The organism is Vibrio sp. CDRSL-10 TSBA, from assembly GCA_039696685.1.
Classification (GTDB): domain Bacteria; phylum Pseudomonadota; class Gammaproteobacteria; order Enterobacterales; family Vibrionaceae; genus Vibrio.
In genome coordinates this window covers 1,321,812-1,338,055 of the sequence record CP155566.1, presented here as the reverse complement: position 1 = coordinate 1,338,055, position 16,244 = coordinate 1,321,812, and the positions used below count along the sequence as shown (strand labels likewise).

14 protein-coding genes and 2 pseudogenes are annotated in these 16,244 nt (G+C 50.0%); 10 read left to right on the top strand and 6 right to left on the bottom strand.

The genetic code is table 11. The annotated features are described in order from the left end of the window. Positions 1-85 precede the first annotated feature (85 nt). The 5 genes from ABDK09_13605 to ABDK09_13585 all read left to right on the top strand — a co-directional run bounded on the left by ABDK09_13605 (position 86) and on the right by ABDK09_13585 (position 4,173). On the top strand, positions 86-991 hold the full coding sequence (locus tag ABDK09_13605) for a LysR family transcriptional regulator (GenBank protein XAW90436.1): 906 nt from the start codon (positions 86-88) through the stop codon (positions 989-991). A 276-nt stretch (positions 992-1,267) separates the two neighbouring features. After that, positions 1,268-1,624 carry a hypothetical protein gene (locus tag ABDK09_13600; GenBank protein XAW90435.1) on the top strand — a complete coding sequence of 119 codons (357 nt, stop codon included), beginning with the start codon at positions 1,268-1,270 and terminating at the stop codon, positions 1,622-1,624. 179 nt (positions 1,625-1,803) lie between these two features. Further along, the gene (locus tag ABDK09_13595) at positions 1,804-2,631 is read left to right on the top strand and encodes a ParB/Srx family N-terminal domain-containing protein (GenBank protein XAW90434.1); all 828 of its coding nucleotides are present in this window, start codon (positions 1,804-1,806) and stop codon (positions 2,629-2,631) included. After that, positions 2,618-2,761, top strand: a complete 144-nt coding sequence (locus ABDK09_13590; protein ID XAW90433.1) for a hypothetical protein — start codon at positions 2,618-2,620, stop codon at positions 2,759-2,761. Before ABDK09_13595 ends, ABDK09_13590 begins: the two co-directional genes overlap by 14 nt. 308 nt (positions 2,762-3,069) lie before the next feature. Further along, positions 3,070-4,173, top strand: coding sequence for a phosphoribosylaminoimidazolesuccinocarboxamide synthase (locus ABDK09_13585; GenBank protein ID XAW90432.1), 1,104 nt, complete (start codon positions 3,070-3,072; stop codon positions 4,171-4,173). Positions 4,174-4,375: 202 nt separating this feature from the next. Here ABDK09_13585 and ABDK09_13580 read toward each other — a convergent pair whose 3' ends face one another. Both ABDK09_13580 and ABDK09_13575 read right to left on the bottom strand, forming a co-directional pair. Next, a complete protein-coding gene (locus ABDK09_13580) occupies positions 4,376-4,768 on the bottom strand; it encodes a transporter (protein ID XAW90431.1) in 393 nt (130 codons plus the stop codon). A gap of 238 nt (positions 4,769-5,006) precedes the next feature. After that, positions 5,007-7,356 (bottom strand): annotated as a pseudogene (locus ABDK09_13575) (helicase-related protein). Between the two features lie 219 nt (positions 7,357-7,575). Here ABDK09_13575 and ABDK09_13570 point away from each other — a divergent pair. From ABDK09_13570 to ABDK09_13555, 4 genes and pseudogenes are all read left to right on the top strand, one after another. Further along, positions 7,576-9,265 (top strand): annotated as a pseudogene (locus tag ABDK09_13570) (NAD-dependent malic enzyme). A 137-nt stretch (positions 9,266-9,402) separates the two neighbouring features. Beyond that, positions 9,403-9,726, top strand: coding sequence for a DUF3392 domain-containing protein (locus tag ABDK09_13565; protein ID XAW90430.1), 324 nt, complete (start codon positions 9,403-9,405; stop codon positions 9,724-9,726). Beyond that, a complete protein-coding gene (locus ABDK09_13560; protein XAW90429.1) occupies positions 9,699-10,616 on the top strand; it encodes an ElyC/SanA/YdcF family protein in 918 nt (305 codons plus the stop codon). The genes ABDK09_13565 and ABDK09_13560 overlap by 28 nt, the downstream gene beginning before the upstream one ends. Positions 10,617-10,686: 70 nt before the next feature. Next, a complete protein-coding gene (locus ABDK09_13555; GenBank protein XAW90428.1) occupies positions 10,687-11,517 on the top strand; it encodes a DUF2797 domain-containing protein in 831 nt (276 codons plus the stop codon). A gap of 71 nt (positions 11,518-11,588) precedes the next feature. Here ABDK09_13555 and ABDK09_13550 read toward each other — a convergent pair whose 3' ends face one another. The 4 genes from ABDK09_13550 to ABDK09_13535 form a co-directional block, all read right to left on the bottom strand. Continuing rightward, complete coding sequence (locus ABDK09_13550; protein ID XAW90741.1) at positions 11,589-12,242, bottom strand: 2OG-Fe dioxygenase family protein; 654 nt, start codon at positions 12,240-12,242, stop codon at positions 11,589-11,591. 493 nt (positions 12,243-12,735) lie between these two features. Further along, complete coding sequence (locus ABDK09_13545) at positions 12,736-13,893, bottom strand: sugar efflux transporter (protein XAW90427.1); 1,158 nt, start codon at positions 13,891-13,893, stop codon at positions 12,736-12,738. 190 nt (positions 13,894-14,083) lie between these two features. Further along, positions 14,084-14,485: an ACT domain-containing protein gene (locus ABDK09_13540; GenBank protein ID XAW90426.1), complete on the bottom strand. Its 402-nt coding sequence runs from the start codon at positions 14,483-14,485 to the stop codon at positions 14,084-14,086. 68 nt (positions 14,486-14,553) lie between these two features. Continuing rightward, positions 14,554-14,877 carry a DUF4144 family protein gene (locus ABDK09_13535; GenBank protein XAW90425.1) on the bottom strand — a complete coding sequence of 108 codons (324 nt, stop codon included), beginning with the start codon at positions 14,875-14,877 and terminating at the stop codon, positions 14,554-14,556. 394 nt (positions 14,878-15,271) lie between these two features. Here ABDK09_13535 and trxB point away from each other — a divergent pair, with 394 nt between their 5' ends. After that, a complete protein-coding gene (trxB, locus tag ABDK09_13530; GenBank protein XAW90424.1) occupies positions 15,272-16,231 on the top strand; it encodes a thioredoxin-disulfide reductase in 960 nt (319 codons plus the stop codon). Positions 16,232-16,244: the final 13 nt, after the last annotated feature.

Below are 16,244 nucleotides of genomic sequence, written 5' to 3'. Positions count from 1 at the left end.
CATGGGTCAATTGAAAGGATTTAATGTCTCGTATTTTGCATAGGTTATGCAAAAATTCGATAATAGATTCAAATGGAGACAGGCAATGAACATTCGCTGGTTAAAGGATTTCATCACACTTGCAGACTGCCAGAAATTTTCGTTGGCGGCCCAGCTTAACGCCTCGTCCCAGGCGGCATTTAGCAGGAGAATTCAGCAATTAGAACAACACCTTAATGTAGAGCTATTCGACCGAAGCCAAACACCAGTCCGGCTGACGCCAGAAGGAAAAAGGCTCTATCCGGTGGCAGCTGAAATGGTGCAAATGGCAGAGCGATGCGAGGAAATGGTCGCCAATAAACCCAATCCAATGACGATTGCATCTTTGCATACTCTCGCCTGTAACTTTTTCCCTCAATGGTTTACCCAGGTGTTAAGCCAGATGGAAAGCCCAATGGTCACCAGTATCGATTCAGGTGTTCGCTCCGTCACCGGTTATCAGGCTGCTTTGCAGTCTCAACGAGCGGATTGTCTGCTGTTCTACCGAGGCTCAGGTGATACCAAGTATTTCGAATCGGATGAATTTGAAGTGGTTAAGTTAGCAGATGATGCGCTTATCTGGGTATGCGGTGCCTCATTTCCTGCCGAGCGGCTCGAGGACAGCCTCATTCCTCACCTCACTTATGCGCCTTCCTCACAGTTGCACGAACTTTCTCTTCCGTTGTTCAGTAGAACGCCGCAAGCGAAAAAGCTGTCTGTTGTGTTCCAGTCGACCATTTCTGAGTCGTTGCTGCCGATGGCGATTCATGGTAATGGCGTCGCTTGTGTGCCGAGCTCTGTTGCCAGGGAGCATATTAGCAAAGGGCATCTTGTTCACATTTGGCCAGAATACAGTGAAGCGCTCGAAATTATTCTGATTCGTCTGCACGATTCAAAAAAGCCGCATCCTTATATCAAAGAGTTTTTTGATACCGCAAAAATGATTTCATACCAGGAGATACCACAGGATTAGATATCCTTATCAGCCCGTATCCTGAACAAAGACCATGCTAAATCCGGATGCGGGCCACTTTGTAAACCGGATACAGCCTTCCGGTTTCAGCGCTTATAACCTGCCAGTTATCGCCCACGTATATGCCTCAGAGCAAGTACACACAGAGAACATGGTGAACTATTATTTTGTTAAGCGCGTCACATGTCCTGCCGCCGATCAACCTCAGCTGGCCTGAAACTTATCCGGAACTGTTTACGCTGCGCAAGGGCATGAAATCGCATCGGCGACGACCGAATGAACAAGGTGTCAGTCGCGATGCATGATCGAGAAAAAAGCGTTGCGCCGCTTAACCATAAAGAACACATCATGAAATTTGTGACCAAACTCATTGCTGTTTCATTGCTGGCACTGTCAGCACCGGCCCTGGCATCGAATGTCATTGAAAGTCTGAGTATCGAAACCATCAAACACACCATGACTAAAGACCAAATTACAACCCTGTTAACCGACTGGAAAAACGAACGAATAGCCAATATTCACTACGACACTTCCCTGCTGGCACAAAAGATCCCGGCTGGTTTGGTTCACGAGGTGCTGAGAGCTCAGATAGAGTATGACTACAACAAGGCAGCAACAGCATTTGGCCTCTGATCGGCCGTTTTACTGCGCTAACGGGTTGCTGAACCACTCAGCAGCCCGCTGCCGGCTATGCTCAAACTCATACTCACACCTTGATACACTCTCAGCACTCAATGAAACAATACAGAAACTTTCCTGCAATAAACTCTCATTACCTTGCTAGTTTATTTTCCCGCAAAGCTGAGAACCCCATGAATCATAAAGTTATTATTACGGCCCTTGGTGCCCTGAGCCTTTTCACCCTATCGGCACACGCCAGCGATGTGAATGAGGGTGATATCATCAACGTAGCTTTACACCAATTGCAACCAACGCAACCTTCTGTCGGGTACGATCAAATCATGTATAAACTGGGCCGCTACCAGTTCGACCGGGAGAAAATGTTTGATGAGATCTGTGAAGCCAATGGCCAGAAAGGCGTAGAAAGCATTCAAGACAATGCCCAGCCGAATGAACCATCTACATTCAAATGTGAGTCTGATGTCGGGACTCGTAAACAAGATATGAAAACCGTCGTCATAGCGCCAAACGGTGAATACTTTTTAACGGACGGCCATCATACCTTCAACGTCTTTTACCAGATGCCCCAGGGCGGCCCAGACTTCAATATCCATGTCGCGGTAGATAAAGATTACCGTGATTTAAAAAGCATGGATGACTTCTGGAAGGCGATGGCAAAGGATGGTAATACCTGGTTATTTGACCAAAACGGTCAGGCCATCAGTTATCAGCAACTTCCTGCCGCCCTTGGCCTGAGCAATTTTGCCAACGATCAGTATCGTTCGCTGATGTACTTTACCCGTGATATAAGCTGGGATAAGCCAAAACAGCCTGTGCCATTTCTGGAGTTTTACTGGTCTAAAGAAACTGCGCAAAGAAATCAATACCGCTACTTTCGATTTAAACTCGACGGACGGTTACGCGAAAGCAGTAAAAACCGTGAGCGAATACATCCTGGCAATGCAAAGCAACAACGTGGGTGGCTCGAACCGAACCGTAAAAGAGATGGGTCAGTTTGACCAATTCAGCCAAAAAGGCTTCGATAAACTGTTCAAAAAAGGCGGCAAAATCGACTACATGCTGCGCTATAAAAACGCTTTGGCCCCAAATGCCCAAAGCAAAGAGTTAGCAGAAACGGCAACCCAGTAAATTTCATGCTCACACCAGCTACTTAAGATTATTCCATCTTGCACAAGCCCAACCTCAATACCGGCCAGTTTCTGGTATTGAGCTTGTGCCACTCATCCTATAGAGTCAGCCACCCTTTTTAAGCGGAACATGCAGCACAACGACACTATGCAGCACACTATCCCAAGCAAATCAGGCAAACGTTTGCTTTTTCTCTGGCGACAGAAAATAGTTCTGGTATGATGCGCTCAGTATTCGATATCTCATCCCGTTTTTACGCTACGGATATCTTCTCTCAACGACGTTTGAAACAAGATAGGAATGTCTAAATGAGCCTTGCTGACCAAGTTCTTGCCGTCAATGACGACCTCCCGATCCGCACCAACCAGCCGGTACACAGTGGTAAAGTCCGCTCTGTTTACTGGTTAACCGAACAAGACAGCCGTCGCCTGATTAAAGAGAAAGGCTACAACGTGGCTGAAGATGCGCCGCTGGCGATCATGGTCATCAGTGACCGTATCTCTGCGTTTGACTGTATCTGGCATGCCGAAGGTGGCGTACAGGGTGTTCCGGGTAAAGGCGCGGCACTGAACGCGATCTCTAACCACTGGTTTAAACTGTTTAAAGACAACGGCCTGGCTGACAGCCACATTCTTGATATTCCTCATCCGTTTGTCTGGATCGTACAAAAAGCCAAACCTATCAAGATTGAAGCGATTTGCCGCCAGTACATCACAGGTTCCATGTGGCGCGCTTACTCAAAAGGCGAACGTGAATTCTGTGGTATTGAGCTGCCGGAAGGTCTGGAGAAAGACAAAGCCCTGCCAGAACTGCTGATGACACCATCGACCAAAGGCATTCTGAAAGGTATTCCGGGCGTACCGGAAGCGGACGATGTCAACATCACCCGTAAGAACATTGAAGACAACTTTGCGGCATTCAACTTCAGCAAAGCTTCTGACATCGCACTGTACGAGAAACTACTGAAAGAAGGTTTCGGTGTGATCAGTAACGCGCTGCAGGCGATTGACCAGATTTTTGTCGATACCAAATTTGAATTTGGTTACGTTAACGATGCCAACGGCGTTGAAAAACTTATCTACATGGATGAAGTGGGCACGCCTGATTCATCACGTATCTGGGATGCGAAAGAGTACCAGGCAGGTAACATCGTTGAAAACTCGAAAGAAGGTTTCCGTCAGTTCCTGCTTAACTACTTCCCTGATCCAGACATTCTGCTTAACAAAGAGCGTATGCCTGAGCGTGAAGCACTGGCGCGTGATAACGCCCTGCCGCTGGAAGCGCTGATGGATATCTCACGCACTTACTTAGGCATTGCCGAGAAGATTGTCGGTCACAAGATTGAGCTGAGTAGCAATCCGAAGCAGGAAATCATCGACGTGCTGAAAAAAGAGTACGGTCTGATCGACTAACCAAGCTGCGGTAATATGCCAGGTGCTGCCTGGCATCAGATACCAAAGATAAAAAACGGGGCCGAACAATCGGCCCCGTTTCATTTCTCTCGTATTGTGCAACGAGCGTTTAGCTCTGTGCGCAATTTTTCTCTGTCACTTAAGCGTCGTTACGGTAAGCGATCGTTATCACTTAAAGCGTTATCACCTAAAGCGTAATAACTTAAAGCGTGATAATAAACTCTTCCGGTGCGGTGGCTTTGATCTCAGCCTCGCCGCGCGCCTGGATCGCATTGATCTGTTCCGGTTCAAGCGAATACGGCATGACCAGTTTCAGTTCCTGAATCCCTTCCAGCTTGGCCAGTTTGACCAGAGTCACCAGGTTCGATTCATCACTGCGACGGCTCGATAAGCGCTGCAGTGCCATTTCCCATAATCGCTCTTCATGGCTCTTGCCATCTCTGACCGTGTCGTGCCATACGGTACCGAATACAGGTGCGAATGAAACCAGCGCATCGGAAAATGTCCATTTTTTCGTGCAAGATGTGCCCAGAAAACTGGTGTAATCAAACACGACAGAGATTCGATTTGTGTTCGCCATTCTGTCCTCCGACATCTTTGGTTTCGCTTAACATCATCATATGCCGGATTTCTTATATAGCAATGCGATATATAAAAACGTTCTTTTATGCATCGTCTTCAACACTTAGTGCTATATAAAAATCAAAATGGTAACAATATTTGATCAAAGACAATAAACTCTCACTCTGCTTGATTAATATTTCAGGCCGCTAACAAATTAGCCTACTCGCCGAGTGTTAACCCGCGCGATACACTTACGAACTAAACGCAAGCTAATGAATATCGACAATGCGGCTCGCTTTCTTAAACTGCACCTTATAACCGGGCCAGCGCGGCAGCTCCCAGCGTTTCGGCACGGTTTTGCGTAACCCGCTTTTATATACCACATGGATAAGCTTGCGTTTGATGTAGTACTCCACCGTGAGATTCAGGTCACCCAGACTGAGCTCAAACGGGTGTGATTGTGCGAACTCATCCAGCTCCCAGTACGGTATGCCCTCAAACGGTAGATCCTCCGCGTCAAACAGTTGTAAATCATCCAGGCTTTCAACGCCCAGGGTTTGCAACTGCTGTTCAAACCACTGCTCGAAGGTCAGATCATGGTGCTGATTGGTATTGTCATCCAAACCAAGTTCAACATACAGCTTCCACCAGGCAATCTGCTGCTGACGCAGCGTGGCGAAACCTGGCAGACACTCGCCGGCCATTACCGCATCAACCAGAGGTTTGAGCGCCAGCTCGCCGCTCGCTTCGACCGTGCGGCTGGCAACCACACGTCCGGCATACACCAAATTAAGCACCGTCATGAGCTGAGCTTGTTCTTGCACGGTATCCGCCTGTTGCCATTCTCCCAGCTCAAGCTCTTCAATAAGCGCAACAGAAACCGGCATCATCACGGTGGCAAGAGTCAGGGTTTGTTTCACCCCTCGCCCGGGCAGGCTGTGCTGATCCAGCACCAGCGCCGCCTGCGCGCTTTCAGGCATGCGACTATGACGCCCGCACATCACTTCCATCTGACCATTCGCCAGCGCCTCAGTACGGCGTTTCGCGGCGCACAAACAACAGCTCAGGATGCAAGGCAGCAATCGCTCGTGCCAGATCGGGCTGTTGGTAGCGGGAGGCAACGTCTAAATCCGGTAGCTGATAGATATCGCGCATCTGCTGCGCAAGCCCGCGCGCTTCACGCAGCGCTTCGGCATCCGGATTGACGCCGGGAAATGACGCGCCACGCACCAGTTGGATCAGTAACTGAGCATCGCAGCCCAGAGGTTCATCCCGCGCCAGTTGTTCTTGCTGCTCTTCACTGCCTGACAGCGTATATAAGCTGGCAGGCACCGCTAAGGCAGCCGTCAGGTCCACCATGGCCTCTTTGAGTGCCTTGGGCGTAATACGCGCCACCAGGTCGGCATATAAGGCATCGACCGGCAACGGCGCCAACTGGCGGCCATGTTCGGTAATATTACCTTCATCATCCAGCGCCCCAATGCCGGTCAGCATCGCGCGCGCCTGGCTTACGGTTTTATCCGGCAGAGTTTCGAGAAACTCAATCTGGTCCAGCTGCACGCCGCAACTGGCAGCCGCCAGCATGGCTTCGGTCAGATCTTCGCGCTGCAGCTGTGGCGGCGTGACCGCATCCAGCACCGCGTGCTGGCCATATAAGCGAATCGCCCGTCCCTGCATCACCCGTCCGGCCCGACCGGCGCGCTGCTTGGCGCTGGCCTGGGAAATAGACTTCAGGATCAGCGCGGTGCGGCCATTACGCTGTTCATTGCGCCGCTCCAGACCAGAGTCAATCACACAGGCAATATTGGGGATGGTAAGCGAGGTTTCTGCCACGTTGGTGGCCAGCACCACTTTCTGGCACGGTTGCGGGTTGAGCGCCAGGGTACGCTCACTGTCACTGACAGACGCATGCAGAGGTACCACCAGCAGATCATGCTGGCTGCCGAGCATCTGCTGGCACTGCTGAATCTCTTTACGCCCCGGCAGAAACACCAGAATATCAGCCTCGGTCTGTTGCAGGGCATTTAACACTTCCTGTTTAATCCGCTCGGCTAAATGACGACTGTCCGGCAGCTGACGACTCTCTGCGGCGCGGTATTCAATATCGACCTCATACACTCGCCCGCTGGCCTGCAAACGCTCGGCGGAAAGATAAGAGGCCAGACGCTGCGCTTGCAGCGTGGCCGACGTCACCACCAACCGGTGCGTGGCGGCCTGCCTGAGCAGCGCGACCAGTAAATCTGTGTCCCAGCGCCGTTCGTGAAATTCATCCACCATAATGGTCTCAAAGCGGGCCAGCCCGTCTTCAGCAAACCAGCGCAGTGCGACACCAGGGGTCACAAATACGATGGAGGACGCGTCACTGAAGCGATTTTCCAGTTTGATGGCATAACCGACCGAAACACCGACTTTTTCATTGCGTTGCCCGGCCAGGTACTCAGCCAGAGAAGTACAGGCGATGCGACGCGGCTCAATGACCAGTACCCGGCCTTGTTCCGCCGCCCACACAGGCAAACGGGTTGATTTACCGGAACCAGTTTCCGCTTCGACCACCAAGTCGTGGTCGGTGAGCCGGGTCAGAAAAGTGGCCTTTAGCGTATCTATTGGAAGTGAGTGCATAGTTAAACAAAAAACGTGGTTGAATAAGGATAATTATCAGGTTGAATATGGTCTGCACCACATCAAAGCGGTGTTAAATGGCTATTTCGGGCCTGTAATGAAAATATTGCGTATTTTTAGCAGAATAATCGCCTGATGAAGGCCGGTTGTCTATTTACAAGGTGCTGGCTAAGCCGTTATCATTTTTAAGTTTCCCGTTCATCCCTACAAAGGTCGAAAATGAATAACGACAAACGTCCGCTATATATCCCTTATGCTGGCCCAGCTCTTATGGGTACCCCTCTTTTAAACAAAGGCAGCGCATTTTCCGCTGAAGAGCGTGCCTCATTTAACCTTGAAGGGCTTCTGCCTGAAGCCACGGAAACAATACAGGAACAAGTCGTTCGTGCCTACCAGCAATATCGCAGCTTTGAAAGCGATATGGACAAGCACATCTACTTACGCAACATCCAGGATACAAACGAAACCTTATTCTACCGTTTGGTACAAAACCACATCACAGAGATGATGCCAATCATCTACACACCGACCGTTGGTGCTGCATGTGAAAACTTCTCTAACATCTACCGTCGTGGCCGTGGCCTCTTCATCTCTTACGCCAACCGTGACCGTATCGATGATCTGCTGAACAACGCAGCCAACCACAACGTAAAAGTGATCGTTGTGACCGACGGCGAGCGTATCCTTGGTCTGGGTGACCAGGGTATCGGCGGTATGGGTATTCCAATCGGTAAACTGTCGCTGTACACCGCGTGTGGCGGTATCAGCCCGGCTTACACTCTGCCTATCGTTCTGGATGTGGGTACTAACAACCCGCAGCGTCTGGCTGACCCTATGTACATGGGCTGGCGTCATCCGCGTATTACCGGCGCTGAATACGATGCGTTCGTGGAAGATTTCATCCAGGCAGTACAACACCGCTGGCCGGAAGCTCTGATCCAGTTCGAAGACTTCGCACAGAAAAACGCGATGCCGCTGCTGGAGCGCTACAAAAACCGTATCTGCTGTTTCAACGATGACATTCAGGGCACAGCGGCCGTTACCGTAGGTTCTCTGCTGGCCGCTTGTCGCGCAGCAGGCAGCAAACTGTCTGAGCAACGTATCACTTTCCTGGGCGCAGGTTCTGCCGGTTGTGGTATCGCTGAAGCGATTATCGCCCAGATGGTCTCTGAAGGTATTTCAGACGATCAGGCACGTTTCTCAGGTTTACATGGTTGACCGCTGGGGTCTGCTGGAAGAAGGCATGATTAACCTGCTGGACTTCCAACAACGTCTGGTTCAGAAGAAAGCCAACATCGCCGACTGGACTACAGAAGGCAGCGGCTACTCACTGCTGGACGTTGTACGTCAAGCAAAACCAACGGTTCTGATTGGTGTATCCGGCGCGCCTGGCCTGTTCAGTGAAGATGTGATTAAAGAGATGCATCAGCACTGCCCGCGCCCGATTATCTTCCCGCTGTCTAACCCGACCAGCCGTGTTGAAGCGACGCCAAGTGACATCATTCGCTGGACCAACGGTGAAGCTCTGGTTGCGACCGGCAGCCCGTTCGACCCTGTGATCAACGAAGGTAAGACTTACCCTATCGCGCAATGTAACAACAGCTACATCTTCCCGGGTATCGGCCTGGGCGTACTGGCGGTTGGCGCGAAGCGTGTTACCGACGAAATGCTGATGGAATCAAGCCGTGCACTGGCACTGTGTTCTCCGCTGGCGATTAATGGTCACGGCCCGCTGCTGCCACCGCTGGAATCTATTCATTCGGTATCGAAGAAGATTGCTTTTGCGGTTGCGAAGAAAGCGATTGAGCAAGGTGTTGCGCTGGAAATCACAGATGAAGCACTGGAAGTAGCAATCGATCAGCACTTCTGGCAGCCTGTTTACCGTCGCTATAAGCGTACATCGTTCTAATCAGAACGCTGTCAGCTACCTAATCTCTCATGCTGACTGAGCATGGTTAAGTCGCGGCACTGTGGATTGCATTCATTTGCATTACATAGTGCCGCGACTTTGTTCCGTCACAGGGATCATTGAAGACAGATACGGATATGATGAGTTTTTTCGCCCCGGCCGGGCATTACATTGCGCCCTACCTCAGTGAAATTTCAACCGCACTGATCGCCTGCTTGCTGGTGATGTGTGGCGGTGAAATTAACGCCCTGCTGCGCCGCGTACTGCGCAACCAGCACTTTATTGTGCGCACCGTTATTTTTATTATGATTAACGCGTTTGGTTATGGATTAATCATAATTAAAGCAAGCCCTTACCTGACTCGGACACTCTCTGATTTAGAGCAAGGCATGATGTTTGGCATTATTGTCATCAGCTTTGTTGTAATTGGCCTATGGGCACAAAGAAACCGTCAAATTTAACCCCCAGAGTCGTCCTGACTCGCTGCACAACCCTGCTGCGTCGCATGCGGTGGCGCTTATGGCTGCGCCGCGCCCTGCTCAGCCTGCTGGCTGGTGTTGTGGTGATTTTTTCCATTGACCGTTGGGTCAGTTGGCAAGCCAGCGATAGCATCATTAACGATATTACCCAGGTTCCTAAATTTCAGGTTGCAGTGGTGCTGGGCACCAGCAAGTACCTGGGACGCACACTTAACGATTACTATACTCACCGCATTAACGCCGCGATCGAACTTTATCAGCAAGGTAAAGTAAACGGCTTTCTGCTCAGCGGTGATAATGCCCATCGCTCCTATAATGAGCCGTGGACCATGAAGCGCGACCTGCTCAAAGCCGGCGTGCCGGATCAGCAGATTTATCTCGATTACGCCGGGTTTCGTACCCTGGACTCGATTGTACGGGCCAAACGGATTTTCGATACCGATGACTTTCTGATCATTACTCAGCGTTTCCACTGCGAACGAGCGCTGTTTATTGCCGAGCACCATGATATTCATGCCAAGTGTCTGGCCGTTGCCGGACCGTCTAATCACTCTGGCTTTCAGGTGCGTTTGCGCGAAGTGTTTGCCCGTACAAAAGCATTTTTTGATCTGTATATCTTTGATACCCAGCCAAAATTCCTCGGCCCGAAAGAGCCTATTGAGATACAGGATCCTGCGCAGCAACCGCAAGCCGCAGTCTCAACTGCAGAGAGCAGTGCAGTGTCAGCGGCAAAGAGCAGCGCGGTCTCAGCCGCTGACGGTGCAGCTCAGTCAGCGACGGATACCGTTTCCCTCATCCGCTATGGACAGCGCGCGATAGCAGACACACTGCCGCCGGGCCGCTGTTTTCTGGTAAACTATCCTAAGAGCTAAGCGCCGCAGGCCGATACCGGCCTGTGCGAGCGCTTGGCCAATAATAAATACATCAACCAAGAGTAATGTCATGTCACTAATCGCAACCGGCGTACTGGATAAAATGCGCGCCGATTTAGATGGAGTTGTCTCGTACCGACTGCCAGTCGGTGATGCCGAAGTCGATCTTAACCCTTTGATCGGCCACACCATCACTTTGCAACACACCGGCAATATCTACTGCTGCTCATGCGGGAAGAAAACTAAAAAGAGTTACTCGCAGGGTCACTGCTTTGTGTGTATGAAAAAACTGGCCAGCTGCGACATGTGTATCATGAAGCCTGAAACCTGCCACTTTGACCAGGGCACCTGCCGCGAGCCGGACTGGGCACTGAGCCACTGCATGGTTGACCACTATGTTTATCTGTCCAACACCTCAAGTCTGAAAGTCGGCATTACCCGTCACACCCAGATCCCAACCCGTTGGATTGACCAGGGTGCTACTCAGGGCCTGCCGCTGTATAAAGTCAAAACCCGTCAGATTTCAGGTCTGTTAGAGGTCGAACTGGCACAGCATATCGCCGATAAAACCAACTGGCGTACCCTGCTGAAAGGCGATGGTGAACCACTGCCGCTGGAAGAGCGTGCCGCCGAGCTGAAACCTTTGCTGACAGATAAAATTGCCGAGCTGAAACAGCGATTTGGTGACGATGCGATTGTCGAAGTGAGTGATACGCCAACAGAATTGGCTTATCCGGTTGAAGCGCACCCGACCAAGATCACTTCGCACAACTTTGACAAAGAGCCTTTAGTCAGCGGTGTGCTGCAAGGCATCAAAGGGCAATACCTGATCCTGGATACCGGCGTGATTAACATCCGAAAATTCACGTCGTACGAAGTCGAAGTGAGCAGCGACGTTTGATCAACGTAACTGTCGATTAAAGAACAAGGGCCCTCAAACGGGCCCTTGTTCTACATCCGGATACCCGCAGTTCATGAACGAACCGCAACGCGTCCCTGTTTCGCGGTCAGTACAAACAGATCCATGTGTCCTCTGTCCTGATTACAGGCACGAATCGGACAAGCGTTATGCCACAACTGATTATCCGCCAGCATAGCAATTTCACCATTGCTCAGCACTTTACGAAAGAAAGGCTCTTCATCACAATGCTGATAGAGCAGAATATCACCGCCTTCGATGTTATGGCGATCAATGGCCACAATAGCGATATGATCAAACCCATCCTGATGAACGCCTTCCGGCGCGACCTGCGTTTCCTGATAGACAGTGGCGATGCGGATCTGGTGGATCTCTATTTCCTGTCCGTCCGGTAAACCGTTGGCCGACATAAACAGTGCGCACATCTCGCGCATGCCGTCACTACCGAGTGTCTCAGATAGCACGGGTTCAAACTGACGGGCAATGTTGCCTTGAAAATGGTTAAACTCATCGGTCTGCATGAACTCATTTTTGCCGCTATCAATCACCTGACCGGCGATAAAATTGATCACTGAGTAACGGCGCAGACGGTACTGACCATCTGCATGTGCAGTATGGGGTAAATCGACAAATGAGGGAGCCAGCTGGCTGATTGAACCATGGCTTAACTTAGTAATATGTAGCGTATTATGGTGAGAATGTAACATCATCGACTCCATGAAGAATATACATTGATCAACTAGTGAATTAACAAATATTTCACAACCAAGAATACGCAATTATGTTGTCAGATCAACTTTAAACCACAAATAAAACCAATTTATAAAATAAATTAACATAATAACCCATTATAACTACAATTATTAGTTAATAACACCGATTAAACACTCAAAACAGAGAAGAAATCAAAGCTTTTCACCATTAAAATAATAAATCTATATTTATCATAAATATAAATAAAATTATCAATTCTAATCCGATGTAATTGCATTTACGACTTTCGGATAATGATGCGAAATTAAATTCTGACTAAAAGGCAAATTAACCATTATTTTCACATACAATCAGAATAAATCACTATCGGGCAACAGCGAGATCATACTCGATAACCAAAGATAAAAAGCCCGGCGCTACAGGCCGGGCTCAGGGTATTTCGCAAGCTGTATTCATTAGCAGAAAGGCTTTATTGGTAGAAAGACTTTATTGCGGTTGTGGCTCAGGTTGCTCGCCACCGACCCGCTTCTCAAACCAGCTCATAACCACAAAAGCCAGTACAATGCTGAGCAGGCACAGCAAAAATGGCGCTTTAAAACCAAAGTACTGTGACACCAAACCCATGCTGCTGGTCCCCAACATGGTGCCCACTAACATCGCATTGGTGTAAAACGCCGATGCTTTGCCAATATTTTTACCGGCATAGTCCTGCATCAGCGTCACGCCAAGACCGGCAAAAATGCCGAAAAACAGGCCATTCAACAACTGCAGGGCCAGAATAATCCAGATAGAAGAAGCGAAGTAAACTGATACGTAATAAATCATGGCACACACAAAGGCGGCTTTCATAATCCATAATTTACCGACTTTCACCGACCAGCCGGCCACCAGCAGCATAACCGGGATTTCCACTGCGGCGGCAGCCCCCATCAGCCAGCCCGGATAGGCGGTCGACAGGCCAAGATCTTTGGTCAGATAGAGCGGCATGGTGTTGATATACGCACTGTTGGCCATGTTGGCCAGTAACATCACTGCGCCCAGCATCCAGACTTCCGCGCCCAGCCGGCTGTTGGCCTTGCCGCTGCCCTGGCGGTGTTGGCGATGCTCATCCTGCTCAGTCTCAGGCTGATGCAAAACCAAAGTCACCCATACCATCACCAGTACCGCGATCAGCGCCGAAGTGCGAAAGTTGGCGGCAAAACCGAGTTGATCGACCGATAAAAATGCCAGCGGCGGACCAAACACCCATAGCATAGAGACTGAAGAGCGCATCTGCGAATTGAGCTTGGTGCTGTTTTTACCACTGGCGTCAGCGTAATGGCGAATGATGGTCAGGATCAGCGGAATCGATGACGACGCAAACGGCATCAGTAAACAACCAATCAGTAACGCATGCCAGAATTCGCTGGCAACCGAAAATCCCAGCGCAGCGGCGACAATGCCGGTCAGCGAAATCAGCAGCAGGCTCTTACCCGGCACACCTTTATCGATCAGGCCGGTCATTTTCTGACTGACCAGCACCGTCATCAGCGCGGTCAAAGTAGTATAAATGCCGATATAGGCAGGTTCAGTGTGCAGACCACTGACCAGAAACAGGCTCATTACCGGTAACACCAGCGCGAAACGCCAGAGCTGTAATGCCATTGGTTAAAAACAGCACCACGGTTTGGTTTTTTAACAACTGAGTATCCTTTGCGCTTAGCTGCGCGGTTAATGACGCCAACCGCTAGGGTTTGCGATTTGTTAGTCAGCCAGTAAATTGGAAGTCAAACAGTAAATTGATTGTCGAAAAGTAAATTGATGGTCGAACAGTCACTAATACAGGGCTGACCGTTTACTTCTCTGATGATAAAGCCTGCAATGCCGCCAGAGCTCGCCCGGCCTGATGCGCCGGAACAAAAATATGATCATGATAATAGGCCGCAATGACATTGGCACTGATCCCGTTCTGAGCCAGACAAGACGCCACTGCCGCGGTTAAACCAACCGCTTCCAGGCTGGAATGAACCGAGAGTGAGATCTGACGAAAGCAGCTTTCCACCGGCCATCCCTGTTGCTTAGCCTGCGCTTTACTGACCAGCAGCGTCAGACCTTCTTTTTCACGAAACATCGCCACAGGATTCAAGCCGACATAATCTGCCATTTGCCCTGCCACCGTACAGAAGACCACCTCCCCGCTTAATAGTTCGGGTTGCATACTGCGCAGCAGTTCATCAAGAGCGGTAATACCAGCCATTATGATACCTGTGTTGTCTGTGTTGTCTGTAATGGACGTACCGGGTCAAAAAGTGAACTTGTCGGCGCTCAAAACGCCATCGCTTTAACGGCTTGCTCGACCGTCGGGAAATAAATTTTAGTCACGCACACCTGAGCGGCGGCAAACTCATGCGCCTGAATTAACTGACACACTTGTTGCGCATCGTAGCTCTTACGGGTCGGCAGCAGTTCAATATCTTGTGCGCTGCGCGCGCAACTCACAATGGCAAAACTCTGACCACAACAATCAATTAAATGATCGCCTTCACCGAGAATCATCTCTGCACATTCTTCAATACATTGCTGCTCGGAGGCGAGATAAAGCAGTTCATCATCACCGTCTAGTTTGAGCAGCGCAGGCCATTTTATCATGGGTACACTCCGCTTATCATCAGCGCCAAACATACGCCTGATAACAACTGCTGTGCAAGTAATAACTCAACCTCCGGCGTTACTGACAACAGCAACGATAAAAACCAAGGACTTACCACACGCTGCGGCGCACCATCAATAGCGGTGACTGGCAACCGATAACGATGAATGACAACAATTTTTGCGTAGGTTAACAATTACTCACTAAAATGCATAGCCGGACCATTTGCGCAAAAAAGCGACAACCTTATTGAATTTAAACATATTTTGCTGAGCATCAGGTTCTATCTAATAACGATTAATTACAGTTACGACACCCCTTTATGCTTTTATTACCGTCCCAGATTTCCTACAATCGTTGCAATTTACTGAGCACTTCTAAAGTGGAGCAATCATGAGCGACGTGAAACATTGCAAACTTCTTATTCTGGGTTCGGGCCCTGCAGGCTACACGGCAGCCGTGTACGCAGCGCGCGCTAACCTTAATCCTGTACTGGTAACAGGTATGCAGCAAGGTGGTCAGCTGACCACAACGACCGAAGTCGAAAACTGGCCTGGTGATGCAGAAGGCCTGACCGGTCCTGCTCTGATGGACCGCATGAAAGAACATGCTGAACGTTTTGAAACTGAAATCGTGTTTGACCACATCAACCAGGTTGATTTTTCACAGCGCCCTTTCCGCCTTAAAGGCGACAGCAGCGAATACACTTGTGACGCACTGATCATCTCAACCGGCGCGTCAGCTAAGTACCTGGGTCTGGAATCAGAGCAATCTTTCCAGGGCCGTGGCGTCTCTGCGTGTGCCACCTGTGACGGTTTCTTCTACCGTAACCAGAAAGTTGCCGTAGTCGGCGGCGGTAACACAGCCGTTGAAGAAGCTCTGTACCTGTCGAACATCGCCAGCGAAGTACACCTGATTCACCGTCGTGACACCTTCCGTGCGGAAAAAATCCTGATTAACCGTCTGATGGATAAAGTGGAAAGCGGCAACATCGTGCTGCACACCAACCGCACTCTGGAAGAAGTTCTGGGTGACGACATGGGTGTAACCGGCGTGCGTCTGAAAGACACTCAATCAGAACAGACTGAAGAAATCGATGTCATGGGTACCTTCATCGCCATCGGCCACCAGCCAAACACTGCGATTTTCGAAGGTCAGCTGGAAATGAAAGACGGCTACATCGTGGTTAAATCAGGTCTGGAAGGCAACGCAACCCAAACCAGCATCGAAGGTGTGTTTGCCGCGGGCGACGTGATGGATCACAACTACCGTCAGGCGATTACTTCAGCGGGAACCGGTTGTATGGCCGCGCTGGATGCAGAGCGTTTCCTGGACGGTTTGAACGATAAATAATTACAAGATTATT